Source organism: Pedobacter cryophilus, from assembly GCF_005116455.1.
GTDB lineage: Bacteria > Bacteroidota > Bacteroidia > Sphingobacteriales > Sphingobacteriaceae > Pseudopedobacter > Pseudopedobacter cryophilum.
Genome location: NZ_SWBP01000005.1, coordinates 224,592 through 239,039, shown reverse-complemented (window position 1 = coordinate 239,039; position 14,448 = coordinate 224,592). Strand labels below are relative to the sequence as shown.

Annotated in this window: 12 protein-coding genes; 9 read left to right on the top strand and 3 right to left on the bottom strand. The window is 32.7% G+C overall.

From position 1 onward, the window contains the following. Positions 1-70 precede the first annotated feature (70 nt). From FA046_RS14245 to FA046_RS14235, 3 genes are all read left to right on the top strand, one after another. Positions 71-2,290, top strand: coding sequence for an ABC transporter substrate-binding protein (locus tag FA046_RS14245; protein ID WP_136827208.1), 2,220 nt, complete (start codon positions 71-73; stop codon positions 2,288-2,290). Positions 2,291-2,400: 110 nt separating this feature from the next. After that, positions 2,401-2,988, top strand: coding sequence for a YceI family protein (locus FA046_RS14240; RefSeq protein ID WP_136827207.1), 588 nt, complete (start codon positions 2,401-2,403; stop codon positions 2,986-2,988). 355 nt (positions 2,989-3,343) lie between these two features. Continuing rightward, entirely contained in the window at positions 3,344-3,751 is a 408-nt protein-coding gene (locus tag FA046_RS14235) for a response regulator (RefSeq protein WP_136827206.1), read from the top strand. 2 nt (positions 3,752-3,753) lie between these two features. Here the strand turns inward: FA046_RS14235 and FA046_RS14230 are convergent, their stop codons facing one another. Further along, positions 3,754-4,527 carry an MBL fold metallo-hydrolase gene (locus FA046_RS14230; protein WP_136827205.1) on the bottom strand — a complete coding sequence of 258 codons (774 nt, stop codon included), beginning with the start codon at positions 4,525-4,527 and terminating at the stop codon, positions 3,754-3,756. A gap of 104 nt (positions 4,528-4,631) precedes the next feature. Here FA046_RS14230 and recJ point away from each other — a divergent pair, with 104 nt between their 5' ends. From recJ to FA046_RS14200, 6 genes are all read left to right on the top strand, one after another. Continuing rightward, positions 4,632-6,332, top strand: coding sequence for a single-stranded-DNA-specific exonuclease RecJ (recJ, locus tag FA046_RS14225; protein WP_136827204.1), 1,701 nt, complete (start codon positions 4,632-4,634; stop codon positions 6,330-6,332). A gap of 6 nt (positions 6,333-6,338) precedes the next feature. Next, positions 6,339-7,073, top strand: a complete 735-nt coding sequence (lptB, locus tag FA046_RS14220; protein ID WP_136827203.1) for an LPS export ABC transporter ATP-binding protein — start codon at positions 6,339-6,341, stop codon at positions 7,071-7,073. A gap of 86 nt (positions 7,074-7,159) precedes the next feature. After that, positions 7,160-8,674, top strand: a complete 1,515-nt coding sequence (locus FA046_RS14215; RefSeq protein ID WP_136827202.1) for a GH3 auxin-responsive promoter family protein — start codon at positions 7,160-7,162, stop codon at positions 8,672-8,674. Between the two features lie 340 nt (positions 8,675-9,014). Then, positions 9,015-9,587 carry an RNA polymerase sigma factor gene (locus tag FA046_RS14210; protein WP_136827201.1) on the top strand — a complete coding sequence of 191 codons (573 nt, stop codon included), beginning with the start codon at positions 9,015-9,017 and terminating at the stop codon, positions 9,585-9,587. Continuing rightward, a complete protein-coding gene (locus tag FA046_RS14205) occupies positions 9,568-10,365 on the top strand; it encodes a hypothetical protein (RefSeq protein WP_136827200.1) in 798 nt (265 codons plus the stop codon). The genes FA046_RS14210 and FA046_RS14205 overlap by 20 nt, the downstream gene beginning before the upstream one ends. Continuing rightward, complete coding sequence (locus FA046_RS14200; protein WP_136827199.1) at positions 10,362-11,153, top strand: outer membrane beta-barrel protein; 792 nt, start codon at positions 10,362-10,364, stop codon at positions 11,151-11,153. The genes FA046_RS14205 and FA046_RS14200 overlap by 4 nt, the downstream gene beginning before the upstream one ends. Before the next feature lie 71 nt (positions 11,154-11,224). Here FA046_RS14200 and FA046_RS14195 read toward each other — a convergent pair whose 3' ends face one another. Both FA046_RS14195 and FA046_RS14190 read right to left on the bottom strand, forming a co-directional pair. Continuing rightward, on the bottom strand, positions 11,225-13,705 hold the full coding sequence (locus FA046_RS14195; RefSeq protein WP_136827198.1) for a TonB-dependent receptor domain-containing protein: 2,481 nt from the start codon (positions 13,703-13,705) through the stop codon (positions 11,225-11,227). A gap of 223 nt (positions 13,706-13,928) precedes the next feature. Further along, the gene (locus FA046_RS14190; RefSeq protein WP_136827197.1) at positions 13,929-14,378 is read right to left on the bottom strand and encodes a hypothetical protein; all 450 of its coding nucleotides are present in this window, start codon (positions 14,376-14,378) and stop codon (positions 13,929-13,931) included. Positions 14,379-14,448 lie beyond the last annotated feature (70 nt).

The window sequence follows — 14,448 nt, the reverse complement described above, 5'->3', positions numbered from 1 at the left end:
TTTTCAAAAAAATAGCTATATTGTGAAAATAATTAATTTTACTGTTTAACTTCTAGAAAAAACAGCTTTAATGAGGTTTCTATGTTTACCTTTTCTTGTATTCTCTTTATTTTTTTCAAATCGAAGCATAGCTAAGTCTGAAGATTTAAAACCTATTAATTTACAGCTAAAATGGCATCATCAATTTCAATTTGCCGGTTTTTATGCTGCCCAAATTAAAGGATTTTATAAAAAACACGGTTTAGATGTAAACATTATAGAAGGTGGGATAAATAAACCACCTTTAAAACAGGTTTTAAGTGGCAGTGCAGATTTTGGAGTAACAGGTTCAGACATTTTATACGAATACATTAAAGGTAAAAAAGTGAAAGTTACGTCTGTAATTTTCCAACACTCTCCTTATGTTTTAATGACGCTTAAAACAAGTAATATTCGTACCCTTTCAGACTTGGTAGGAAAAAGAATAATGGTTTCTGAGGACCAAGGATGGTTACTTTTAAGAGCCTTGTTTTTTAGAGAAGGTATTGACTTGGCATCTACACAACTGCTTCCTCACTCGTGGAATAATGAAGATTTAATTAATGGTAAAGCCGATGCATTTACGGCTTACAGTACTGCCGAACCAGAACAATTAAGACAATTAGGTTATCAAACCTCTTTAATTAAACCTTCTGATTATGGTTTAGATTTTTACGGCGATCTTATATTTACTTCTGAAACTTACGCTCAAGAAAATTCTGAAACCGTAGAAGCATTTAATAAAGCAAGCATAGAAGGCTGGGAATATGCGCTCAGTCATAAACAAGAAATTATAAACTATATTTTAAAGTTACCTGGTGTAAAAAAAAGAGGGATTACTGAAAATAATTTGCTTTTTGAAGCAGATGAAACAGAAAAACTAGTTTTATCTAATATTGTAGAAGTTGGGCATGTTAACCTAGGTAGGTTTCAACAAATGCTAGCTGTTTATAAAGAATTAAAATTAGTTCCTCAAAATGCTAACATTGATGGTTTGATATTTAAACCTACCAAATATGAATGGCAAAGAATTATCTTCATCTCACTTATTGTTTTAGGTATTATTTTCTTGCTTTTTATTGTTACGGTGTTTTTAAACTGGCGTCTTAGAAAAATTGTTAACACAAAAACTAAAGCCCTTTTAAACGAAATAGAACAACGTAAAACAGCCGAAGCAGTGGCTAACGAAAGTAAAGAACAAATAGAACTCATATTACAAAGTGCCAATATTTGTTTATGGGACTGGGATTTAAAAACCAATCAAAAATCTTTTAGTAAACAGTGGTATAATTTGCTGGGAGTTAACCCTCAAAATTTAGGTTTAGATTTTGATCCGTTTAGTGCTATCCATCCAGATGATTTGGAAAAATCAAGAAAAATATTTAAGCAAAATATGGGTGGCGGAAGAGGAAATGACCTTTTACAATTTAGAATAGCTAAAGCCAATGGAGAATATATTTATATTTTATCATCCTCAAAAGTTATCATAGAAAACGAAAAAGTTATAAAGCTATCAGGCGTTATTATTGATATTAATGAAATCAAGAAAAAGGAACAAGAATTAATAAAAATTTCAGAAGAATTGATGCAAAGTAATAGTGAATTAAAGAAATTTGCCTACATCATTTCCCATAATTTAAGAGGCCCTGTGGTAAACATTTCCAGCCTTTTTAATATGATTGAACATGATAGCATGTCTGATGACAACAAAATCTTTTGTGATAAAATTGGAATATCAGTAAATAAGTTGGAGGAAACATTAAATGATTTAATAGAAATTGTTTCACACCAAAAGCCAGAAAATAAATCTTTAACCGTTATAGATTTTGAATCAGAATTAAAACAAATTATTGCCTCTATAGAGTATCAGTTTGTATCATCAGGTGCTAAAATAACTACTCTTTTTGATGTTAGAACAATGATTTATTCTAAAAAATACTTTGAAAGTATTTTGATTAATTTAATTACCAACGCTTTAAAATATAAATCTCCGCACAGGGCTTCAACTATTCATATTAGTACATCAGAAAACGATGAATATGTTATTTTAAAAGTAAAAGACAATGGAATTGGAATTGATTTAGATAAAAATAAATCAAAAATATTTGGCCTTTACCAGCGTTTTACGCCTCATTTAGATGGAAAAGGAATTGGTTTATTTATCATTAAATCTCACATAGAATCTATGAATGGTAAAATTGAAGTAGACAGTAAACTGGATGAAAGCACCACTTTTACCATCTATTTTTCTAAAAATCTAAATAAAGCTTAAATTTTACTTCACAAACTGTCATATTAAAGTAACAGTATTTAATAATTTAATTAAGTGTTTAAACATCTAAAATTTAGTTATACATTTGCATTGTTAATTTAAACTCAATTATGAAAAAGAATTTATTAGTATTGTTAGCATTAACAGGGATACTGTTTGCATTTAAACCAAAAGCAGATGTTTACACGGTAGACGTTGCTAAATCAAAAATTGAATGGATTGGTCGTAAAGTGACAGGTCAACATACAGGAGAAATAAAAATTGCTTCGGGCAATTTAAATGCAAATGGAAAAGCTTTAGCTAGCGGTACTTTTGCAATGGATATGACCAGCATGACTTGTACAGATCTTGACGCTACAAATGGCGGAAAATTATTAGGTCATTTAAAATCTGACGACTTTTTCTCTGTTCAAAAAAACCCAACTTCTAAATTTGTAATCACCAAAATTACAGCTGCCGGTGCAGAAAAAGCAACTATCACTGGAGATTTAACCATCAAAGGAATTACAAATTCAGTTTCTTTTCCAGCGTCAGTTAAACAACAAGGAAGCTTTATAGTTGCAGTAGCAAAAGGGGTTAAAATTAACAGAACTCAATTTGATATTAAATACGGTTCAAAAAGCTTTATTGCTGGTATTGGAGACAAAGCTATTGATGATGAATTTGAATTAAATATCAATTTGGTTGCAAAAAAATAATTTCTAAAACTCGTATTTATTTTCCGAGATAAATAAAACAAACCTGAATACTAAGTATTCAGGTTTGTTTTATTTAAATACAATTCTCCCTTCTTTATTTAAAATTACAATCTTTCTTTTTTTTATTTTATATTTAAAGTAACAAAAACACGTTAGAGGTAATCTAATTTATTAGATCATTGTAATACAACATTATAAGAAAAGCACATCATAAATTTTATCCCACAAAGCAACATAAAAAGTCGTATTGATATTAGATAAGGCTATTAATTACCGTAAAAATTCTCGAATATTAAAAAATAATTTAATTCGGAATTTTGGAAACTTAAAAAATATTAATTCGTAAAAGTTTTAGATGATAAAGGAACCGCTCCATATTTTAATTATTGATGATGATGAAATCAATAATTTTATAGCCGCTAAATTAATAGACAAAATTCCGCCACAAGCAAAAGTAAACACTTGTTTAAATGGTCAGGAGGGCATAAATTACGTAAAATCTAAGCTTACCAATCAAGATGAGTTTCCTGATATCATATTCTTAGACATTAATATGCCTTTAATGAATGGATGGGATTTTTTAGAAGAGTACGAGCTAATAAAAGACAGCATAAAAAAGAAAGTGGTTATTAATATGCTATCCTCATCTGTTTATAATGATGACATTAGTAAAGCAGAAACTTTTACTACTGTCAATAAATTTATTTCTAAACCATTAACAGTAGAAAAAATAAAAGATTTATATCAAACTTTAGAAATATAAAATTAAACTATAGCATCAATAGAAAAGTTTTGATCTTGTTTTTTCACTCTTCCTATAGCTCTTGATTTTGCGTGATAAAATAAACAAATCCAATTATTTTCAGCAGCTTTCTCTCCGTAAACTGCCCTAAGTTCCATCGCTTTTTTACCGTCTAAATCATATTTAGCAATAAACTTTCTTTGCAGTTGTTCTGGTTCGGGTACAATATCGCCACCAAAAAAATAATATTCTCCGCCTGTTTGAATATGAAAGACTTGGTGAAATTCACAATGTCCGCCAGTAATTTCATAACTAATCTCATCATTAATAAATCCATCACCCTCTAAAAAAACAATTTGCCCTGATCTTTGAACCACATCAAATATTTCTGTTTTATAGGATTTAGATATATTACTATAAGCTGTTTCCCATTCCCCACGTTGAATATAATATTCTGCATTTGGGAAACTCACCTCCATTTTACCGTCTTTTGTCCAAACCATTCCACCGCTATGGTCAAAATGCAAATGAGACATCAAAACCTTGGTCACATCACCAGGTAAATAACCCGCTCTCTTAATGTTTTCATGCAAAATTAAATTCCCATCCGCATCATTATAGCCTAAGCCGGTATCAATCAATATTAAATCTCGATCTGTTTTTATCAGAAAAGGCTGAATAAAAATAAACAAGGAGGCTGGTCGGTCGCTAACTTTATCAACAGAAGGATCAAACGGAATAAATTTTTTAGAAGCATCTACAGAATAAGACCCCTCGTACAGAGCAATAGCTTTCAAATTTAATAGATTTGTGAATAAATAATACCCAATATATTTTACCTAGCTAGTTATAACAACAAAACTGATAAAATGTATATTTACGGGTTAGACGAAGCAAATATATGGAAAAAAGGTGGGTAGCGCAGGAAAAAGCTGATGCACAAATAGTTGAAAAACTCTCAAAAGAATTAAATGTAGATATGATTTTGTCTAATATGATGGCAAAAAGAGGAATCCATTCTTTTGAAGAGGCAAAAGATTTTTTCAGACCAGATTTACGTCTACTTCACGATCCTTTTTTAATGAAAGATATGCCACAAGCTATTGAAAGAATAGAAAGGGCTCTCAAAAATGAAGAACATATACTAGTTTACGGAGATTATGATGTTGATGGAACCACCTCGGTAGCCTTAACTTATTCGTTTTTTAAGCAAATCCATCCCAATATAAATTACTACATACCAGATAGGTATAAAGAAGGTTATGGAATATCTACACAAGGGATAGAATATGCCGCAGAAAATAATTATACGCTTATTATCGCTTTAGATTGCGGCATTAAATCAGTAGATAAAGTTGCTTATGCAACAGAAAAAGGAATAGATTTTATCATTTGTGATCACCATTTGCCGGGAGATGAAATTCCGGCTGCCGTTGCTGTTTTAGATCCAAAAAGAAAAGATTGCGAATATCCATATAAAGAACTTTCGGGCTGTGGTTTAGGGTTTAAATTAATTCAGGCTTACGCCGATAAAAATAACCTGCCATTTTCATCAGTTGAAGAATATTTAGATTTAGTAGCTGTAAGTATTGCCTCTGATATTGTGCCTATTACTGGCGAAAATAGAACATTGGCCTATTTTGGATTAAAAAAACTAAACGAAAATCCATGCAAAGGTTTACAAGCTTTGATAGAACTTTCTGGTAAAACCGATGACTTTTCTATCACCGATATTGTTTTTGCCATTGGACCAAGAATTAATGCCGCTGGCAGAATAGATGATGCAAAAAAAGCAGTTCAATTATTAATTGCCGCTTCTACAGAAATTGCCGAAGATGCAGGCTTTATCATCAACCTAAAAAATGCCGAACGTAAAGAGTTTGATAGTAATATTACCGAACAAGCCTTAAACATGATTTTAAACTCCCCTGAAATGGAGCACAGAAAATCTACCGTAGTTTATCATGAAAGCTGGCATAAAGGTGTAATAGGAATTGTAGCTTCAAGGTTAACCGAGAAATATTACAGACCAACCATTGTGTTAACTCAATCTAACGGACATGTAGCAGGCTCTGCCAGATCTGTTATAGGATATGATTTATATGAAGCTTTGTGCGAATGCAGTGATTTATTGGAGCAATTTGGTGGCCATAAATATGCAGCAGGTTTAACCATGAAAACAGAAAATGTAGCCGCATTTAGCCAACGATTTGAAGAAGTAGTTTGCGCAACCATTACAGATGATTTGCTGATACAGGAAATTTCTATGGAAGCAGAAATAGAATTGAATCAAATTAATCCTAAATTTTTTAGAATATTAAATCAATTTGCACCCTTTGGGCCACAAAATATGTCACCTGTGTTTATGAGCAGAAATGTATCTTCGTACGGTTATGGCACTATGGTTGGTAACAATCATTTAAAAATGACTATTAAACAGCAAAATAGTCCAACTTTTGATTGCATTGGTTTTGGTTTTGGAAATCACTTAGAGCAAATTAATATTGGAAAACCATTTGACATTTGTTATACCATAGAAGAAAACGTTTGGAAAGAAAAAAGAAACATTCAGTTAAATATTAAAGGCATAAAAACATATTAATCGCTCATGATTTTAAAGGCAGAAAACCTCATTAAAAAATACAAGCAAAGAGTTGTTGTAAACAATGTGTCTTTCCATGTAAACCAAGGAGAAATTGTAGGTTTATTAGGCCCCAATGGAGCCGGAAAAACCACTTCTTTTTACATGATTGTAGGTTTAATTAGACCCAATGAAGGAAAAGTTTTTTTAGATGATGAAGACATTACGGCTGACCCTATGTATCGCCGAGCAAAAAAAGGCATTGGCTATTTAGCACAAGAAGCTTCGGTATTTAGAAAATTAAGCGTAGAAGACAATATTAAAGCAGTGCTAGAAATGTCTACCTTAAAAAAAGACGAACAAAGAGAGAAATTAGAAACCCTTATAGATGAATTTAGCTTACATAAAGTAAGAAAAAACAGAGGAGATTTACTTTCAGGAGGCGAGAGAAGAAGAACAGAGATAGCAAGGGCTTTAGCTGCCGATCCTAAATTTATTTTATTGGATGAACCTTTTGCAGGAGTAGATCCAATTGCGGTAGAAGAAATTCAAATGATTGTAGCCCGCTTAAAACATAGAAACATAGGCATTTTAATTACCGATCATAATGTGAACGAAACCTTATCTATCACAGATAGGGCTTATTTACTGGCAGAAGGAAACATTATGCTAACTGGCACACCCCAACAAATTGCAGATGATGAAATGGCTCGTAAATTTTATTTAGGTCAGCATTTTGAATTAAAAATTAAAAGGTTTTAAGCTCTATTTATTGATTTGAAGATGTCTTGATTTGAAGATTTATAGGCTAACAAACTAACCAACCAAAAACCTAACAAACTAAATAAATGACCATAGTAAACTCTTTCCTTAACTGGTACATGAAAAAGCGAATGCACCAGATAGAGCTTTTTATGAAATATCCTAATGAGGTACAAGAAGAGTGGTTTTCCTCGCTCATTAGCGATGCTGTTGGTACAGAATGGGGGAAGAAACACGATTACAGGTCTATAGAAAATATTCGTCAGTTTAAAGAACGAGTACCGGTACAAAACTACGATTCACTTAAGCCATACATTGAAAAAATGCTCAATGGCGAACAAAATATACTTTGGCCTTCAGAAATTAAATGGTTTGCAAAATCATCTGGTACCACCAATGACCGTAGTAAGTTTATCCCGGTTAGTGAAGAGGCGTTAGAAGAATGCCATTTTAAAGGCGGAAAAGACATGTTAGCCATCTATTGTAATAATAGACCTGATGCAAAAATGTTTACTGGCAAAAGTTTAGTTTTAGGTGGCAGCCATCAAATTAATCAACTCAGCCCCGATTCTTTTTACGGTGATCTTTCAGCAGTAATTCTTAAAAACCTGCCTTTTTGGGCCGAGATGCTGCGTACGCCAGATATGTCTATTGCCCTTATGGATAATTATGAGGAAAAAATAGAAAAAATGGCTAGGGCCACCATGGATATTAATGTGACTAATATTGCTGGTGTACCCACTTGGACCATCGTTTTAGCCAAACGTGTTTTAGAACTTACCGGCAAAAAAAACTTAATGGAAGTTTGGCCACATTTAGAGTTATACGTACATGGCGCTGTAAATTTTGACCCTTATAGAGAGCAGTTTAAAAAACTAATTCCTAATAAGGAAATGTATTATTTAGAAACTTATAACGCATCTGAAGGTTTTTTTGGAATACAAGATCAAAGTGATAGCAGTGATTTATTATTGATGCTAGATTACGGCATTTACTATGAATTTATACCGATGGAGGAAGTGGATAAAGAATTTCCAGATACCCTTTCTTTACATGAAGTAGAATTAGATAAAAACTACGCCATGGTAATTAGTACCAATGCAGGCCTATGGCGATACATGATTGGTGATACTGTTAAATTCACCTCACTTAACCCCTACCGTTTAAAAATTACCGGCCGAACCAAACATTTTATTAATGCCTTTGGCGAAGAAGTAATTATAGACAATGCCGAAAAAGCTTTAAATAAGGCTTGCGCCGATACTGGAGCGCTTATAAAAGATTATACTGCTTGCCCTATTTATTTTAAAGAGAACGAACCCGGTGCCCACGAGTGGATTATTGAGTTTGAGAAAAAACCTAAAGAATTTGATCGTTTTGTAGATATTTTAGATAATACTTTACGCGAAGTTAACTCTGATTATGATGCCAAACGCTTTAAAGATATGGCGCTTAAACGCCCCACGGTTCATATTGCACCCAACAATACATTTTACAATTGGTTAAAAGCTAAAGGAAAATTAGGCGGCCAACATAAAGTCCCTCGTTTAGCTAATGAGCGTAAATATGTAGATGAGATTTTGGAGATGATGATTAAGTAATTTGATTTTACGTGTTAAAAAAAGAATTAAAATTTGATGTTTTACAGCTTACAGTTTAAACACTAGGTTTTACTTAAACACTACAACAAACCTATTTAATAAGATGCTGAAATAAATTCAGCATGACAAAAACACGCTTGTAAATCAACCTTTATGATTTGCACTGCCCTAAATACCTAAACGGGATAGCAATGGCAGCGCCCCGTATTTTTCTACGGGGACTATAATGGATAGCCCGGCTACCGCTAAAGATATAGTAGAATTCTTGCTTTTCTAAAAAAATATTAACCACCATGCAACCATTTTAACAAAAGCATCATCTACCTTTATAGAAGCATATATGAATTTGAAACCAAAGTTTACTATAGAAGAAGTGGTGAAAGGCTGCCAAGCCGGTGAACCTAAATTTCAGGAGTTGTTGTATAAAACTACCTCTTCTAAAATGCTGGGGATTTGTATGCGCTATGCTAAAGATCAATTTGAGGCAGAAGACATGATGCAAACAGGTTTTGTGAAGGTGTTTAGAAAGCTAAATGATTACCGGGGAGAAGGCTCTTTTGAAGGTTGGATGCGCAGAATTATGGTGCATACTTCTATTGAGTTTTATCGTAAAAATTTACGAACACTCAACGTAGTGGAAATAGATGAAACTCATGAGCAGGGAGCTTCTACCGCTTTTGATATGAGTAGCATTAACGTAAAAGATTTAATGAGATTAATACAAAACCTTAGTAGTGGTTACCGATTGGTTTTTAACATGTATGCCATTGAAGGCTACTCGCACAAAGAAATTGCAGCAGAATTGGGCATTACAGAAGGTGCTTCTAAATCGCAATTGTCTAGAGCGAGGGCAGTATTAAGAGAACAAGTTTTAAAATTAGAGGGATACAGAAATGAAAGTAGCTTCGGATAAAAAATTTGATGAGTTTTTCAAATCCTCTTTTGAAGATTTTGAAGTAGAACCGTCTGCAAATTCATGGGACAAAATAGCTCAGGAATTAAAGCAAAAACCTAAAAAGAAATTTCCAATTTTTTGGATGGCTGCGGCTAGCGTAGTGATTGTTTTAGGAATTGGATTGGGTTTGTACACTCAACCTACTGAGGTAATTAAATTAAAACCTCAGACGGATGAACTGACAGCTAAGGTGGAGCCTAAGCTTGAGGAAAGTAAAGAACAAGGAATAAAGGATGAACTAGGAGTAAAGATTAAAGAGCAAAGATTAGAAAAGCCTGAATTATTAGCTGCTAACACTAAAAAACAGCCTGTTAGTAAAGAAAATAAAGTTTCTGAAAAAAATATTTCTGAGGATGCAACCATTACTAGCAAAGCAACCGTCTTAGATTTAAATAACTTGGAAGAAGATTTGGCAAGAGTAAAGCCAGTAAAGAGAATCAATTCTGTTGCGCAACAAATGATAGATGATGAAGCCAAACAAACTAAATTAAATGGCAGCATGAACGCTGCACTGGCTTTAGCACAAAACACTAATGATGAAAACCTAAACGATGATGGCGCCATTACCGGAAGGAAAGTAAAAATAAAATCAGTAGGAGACTTGGTGAATTTTGTAGTAGCCAAAGTAGATAAGAGAGAAGAAAAAATTATTAAAGTAAGTAGAACCGATGAAGGTGACAACGAAATCACTGGAATTAATTTAGGATTATTCAAATTTAGAAAAGCAGAAAAATGAAAAAGATACTTTTAAGTGTAATGGGCTTAGCCATGTTTAGCCTTGCACAGGCGCAAGAACAAGATACCGTTAAAAAGAAAACTACATCAGTAATTATAAACGCTGATGGTGTAGCAATTAACATCGGAAAAAAAGATAGTGTAGTTAAAAAAGTGGTGAAATATCCAAAACTAGACTTTGATTTAACCTTTGAACATTTTGATATTGGTTTGAGTAAATACCACACAGGCTCTGATTTTTCTACTCCCGCAGGTTATGGTTTTTTAGAAAACGAAACCTGGAAAACCAGTAATGTAGGTTTTGATCTTTTAGAACTAAGTTTAAGATTTAACCCGAATTTTAAAATTATGTTAGCCGCTGGTTTAGATTGGAACCACATGAGATTAAAACAAAATGTAACTATTAAACCCGAAAACCCTGTTTTAGCTGCTGATGTGGATACTAGAACTTACGAAAAAAACAGATTTTCTAGTCGTTATTTAAGAGTTCCATTATATTTTGAATACCGCACTGCGCAAAATGATAAAGGTAAAAGAGCAACTATTGTATTTGGACCAGAAGTTGGCTTTTTACTAAACGGAAAAGTAAAACAAATAAGTGATGAAAACGGGAAAGTAAAAGTAAAAGACGACTATAACTTTGAACCTTTTAGATATGGCGCAAATGTTAGAATTGGATATGGCGGCGCTGGTGTATTCTTCAAATATTATATGAATGATGTTTTTGCTAAAAACCAAGGTCCGGCAGATTATAAAAACTTAAACTTTGGCTTAACCTTTGGATTTTAATACACACAGCCCTATAAATACAAAAAAGGAGAACCGTTTGGCTCTCCTTTTTTTGTTTGCTATATTTTGATTTAATTATTCCCTACTGCACCGGCACCTTGGCCGCTATCTCCTTGTTTTAAATCATCATTGGTTACTCCTTTTTTCTTGGCTGGTGATCCTGCCTTTAATTGTCCAAATCTCCAACTAAAGTTTACACCAAATGACCTAAAAGGGATAGAAAAACTAGTGTTTTGCGTAAAATTAGTACTTACTAAATTAGATTTAAAGTTTTTACGCTCATTAAATGGATCTATAATAGTTAAACCTAAACTTCCTTTTTTCTTTAATATTTCCTTTTTAAAACCGGTAATCCACATGTTAAAACCTGCATTCTCTCCTTGGAAAGTTCTACGTGGTGAATTTAAAATCACAAAACTTTCTATAATAAATCCTTTTGGCAAGTTTAAAGAGCCACTTACAAATGCATTGTATAAGAAATAAGTTTTCCCTGATGTACTGGCATCAGGATTTAATGCCGAGTTATTTACAGTAATGTTATAAGAATTAATATTCAGGTTGGTTCTAAGAGTCAATATTTTAATTGGATTTACAGATCCAAAGAAATTGAAACCAAAAGAATTATTTGTACCCACGTTTTCAAAAGTTTGTAGTGAAAAAGACTTTCCATTTTCAACAGTAGGCTTAATTACACTTTCAATAATTCCGTTGGTTCTTCTGTAAAAAATAGAGGCATTAATTACGGTAGTTTTCACAAAAGTGGAGTATCCTAATTCGAAATTGTTTGAGATTTCTGGAGACAAGCTAGGGTTTCCCTGAGATTGTTGTAAAGAATCTGCCACGTTACGGAAAGGATTTAAGAAGGGTAAACTTGGTCTCTGAATTCTTTTATTGTAACTCAGTTTAACAGTTTGAAAATTCTTGAAACTTCTAGAAACTACCACACTTGGCACAAAAGTACCATAACTGTTTTCAAAAGTTGGGATTTGATTAGAAGGTGTTGAGCTTCCGTTAATATCTGTATACTCATATCTTCCACCCAACTTAAAGCCATATTTCTTAGCTAAAGTAAAAGCAAAAGTAGAATATGCTGCAGCTACATCCTGACTGTAATCATAAATATTATTTCTTCCAGTTATTGGTGTGAAAGACTCGGAACTTGGATTAAATTTTTGAGCTCTTGAATCGCTATTAATATCTCTTAAAATACTTTTTGCCCCTAGCTCCCAAATTACCTTTTTAAAAGGATGCGTATAATCTGCCTGAAAAGTAAACTCTTCATTTACCCCATCATTCCCTGAAATTTCTGATAACGGGTTATTAGAAAAAAGAGTGGTATAATCGTTATCTGTCTTCCCTCTGGTGTATTGTGCCGCTAAAGAATATTCTTGCCCTTCTTTTTTAAATTTGTGGGTAAAGTCATTATTCCAGTCGTAATTAAAAGCACTAAAATCACTGTTTGTAGTACGTAAATAACTACTAATATCATTTCCAATTTGAGTGGTAGCCGTATTAGCTCCGTCGGTACCAAAAGAAAAACGACTAAATTTTAAGCTAGAGTTGATTGAATTGTAATTATTAAAATCATAATCAATCCCTACAGAACCATTTCCGGCTAAACGCTCTGTTTCATTTGTACCGGTTTGGCTATTTGTAAAATTACTTCCAACCGATTTAAAATCAAGAATACTTGCCGCTGGCCAAGAATAGTTTCCTCCAAAATTAGTGCTTAAGCCAAATCTTCCTTTTTTAGCATTAATGTTTACGTTGGCGTTATTTTGACGAGTTCCCACAGAAGTATTAATAGAACCGCTTAAACCTTCTAAATTATTCTTTTTAGTAATGATGTTGATAATTCCGGATGATCCTTCGGCATCGTATTTGGCTGATGGAGAAGTTATCACCTCTACGTTTTTAATCTGATCTGCAGGAATCGCTTTTAAAGCATCGCCCATGTTACCCGCCATTACTCCGGATGGTTTTCCATTAATTAAAACCCTAACATTAGAACTTCCTCTTAAAGAAACATTTCCTTCATAATCTACAGATAATAAAGGCACTTTACGTAAAACATCTGTAGCGTTGCCGCCGGCAGAGGTTACATCTTTTTCTGCATTGTAAACAATTCTATCAATTTTATTTTCTATTACTGCGGCCTCTCCTATTACAGTAACTTCATTTAAAAGTTTATTATTAGGCGACAGTACAATGTTTCCCATATTTAAATCGGGTTTAGACAAAGTAGTTTCTACTGGCTCTATTATTTTAGATGCATATCCAATAAAAGAAATAGTTACTCTATATTTCCCAGGTTTAATATTCTCTACTTTAAAAGCTCCTTTTTCATCAGCTAAAGAACCATTTGTAGATTTTGTTTGTCCGCTTCTAGATAAAGAAATGGTAGCATAATCAACAGGCTTTTGAGTAAGAGAATCTATAATAGTACCTGAAATTTTTCCAACTATTGTGGGTTGTGCTGCACCGCCAGGAAATTGGGCGTAAGTAAAACTGGTTGAAAATAATGCCAGTAATAAAATGTAAAAGTGTTTCATTTTTTGATCTTATTTTTTTGATAAAGATTATCGCTCTTTGCTTAAATGGCTTTCTTAATTACAGCCAATAAAGCAATGAAAGCTTTTTTTGTTTGTAATAAGATGGGAAAAGGGATGCAATGTTACGGTATAACTTAAATAATTATATAACATAAGTGCTACAAAAAAAGCATAAAAAAAGCCGCATTTTGCGGCTTTAAATAAATTTTATAGTGTTTCTATTTTACAAATAGTGATAAGATAGTAAGTATTTAACCACTTGTTCAAACTGAACAATTTCTGATTCTTCTTTCTCCAGTGAAAGAGAATCAGAAAAATCTAAAAAATTTGAAGGGTTATGCTTTACATTGTCTCTAGTTGTTTTTAATGTAGCATCAACAATTGCACTCGAATTCTTTTTTGGTTTTCCGTTAAACTGAAGCTCATACTGAGCCACTTCTTTACCATCTTTACAAAAAATGATGATGTGATACACTTTGATTTTTTCTTTATTATTGATATCAAGCTCTTTACTTTGGATATTAAATTTTCCAAGCAACATCCCATTATAAATAATTTTATTTTTGTTTAATGTTAATTCCTCTAAAGACGTATCAACATTCAAACTTAGCGGTTTTGCATTCATACTAATTCCTAGAAATAGCATAAATAAAATAGAAAGATATTTTTTCATGTTTCGCATATCCCTTTTACGGTAGTAAAGATAGATTAGATACACAAAACGAAAAAAAAATGTACTAAGT

Bases quoted from the DNA above. Each gene is read 5' to 3' on its own strand.
- FA046_RS14190 (WP_136827197.1), bottom strand. From the start codon at position 14,378: ATGAAAAAATATCTTTCTATTTTATTTATGCTATTTCTAGGAATTAGT.
- FA046_RS14195 (WP_136827198.1), bottom strand. From the start codon at position 13,705: ATGAAACACTTTTACATTTTATTACTGGCATTATTTTCAACCAGTTTT.
- FA046_RS14235 (WP_136827206.1), top strand. From the start codon at position 3,344: ATGATAAAGGAACCGCTCCATATTTTAATTATTGATGATGATGAAATC.
- FA046_RS14215 (WP_136827202.1), top strand. From the start codon at position 7,160: ATGACCATAGTAAACTCTTTCCTTAACTGGTACATGAAAAAGCGAATG.
- FA046_RS14245 (WP_136827208.1), top strand. From the start codon at position 71: ATGAGGTTTCTATGTTTACCTTTTCTTGTATTCTCTTTATTTTTTTCA.
- FA046_RS14210 (WP_136827201.1), top strand. From the start codon at position 9,015: ATGAATTTGAAACCAAAGTTTACTATAGAAGAAGTGGTGAAAGGCTGC.
- FA046_RS14240 (WP_136827207.1), top strand. From the start codon at position 2,401: ATGAAAAAGAATTTATTAGTATTGTTAGCATTAACAGGGATACTGTTT.
- FA046_RS14200 (WP_136827199.1), top strand. From the start codon at position 10,362: ATGAAAAAGATACTTTTAAGTGTAATGGGCTTAGCCATGTTTAGCCTT.
- FA046_RS14205 (WP_136827200.1), top strand. From the start codon at position 9,568: ATGAAAGTAGCTTCGGATAAAAAATTTGATGAGTTTTTCAAATCCTCT.
- recJ (WP_136827204.1), top strand. From the start codon at position 4,632: ATGGAAAAAAGGTGGGTAGCGCAGGAAAAAGCTGATGCACAAATAGTT.
- lptB (WP_136827203.1), top strand. From the start codon at position 6,339: ATGATTTTAAAGGCAGAAAACCTCATTAAAAAATACAAGCAAAGAGTT.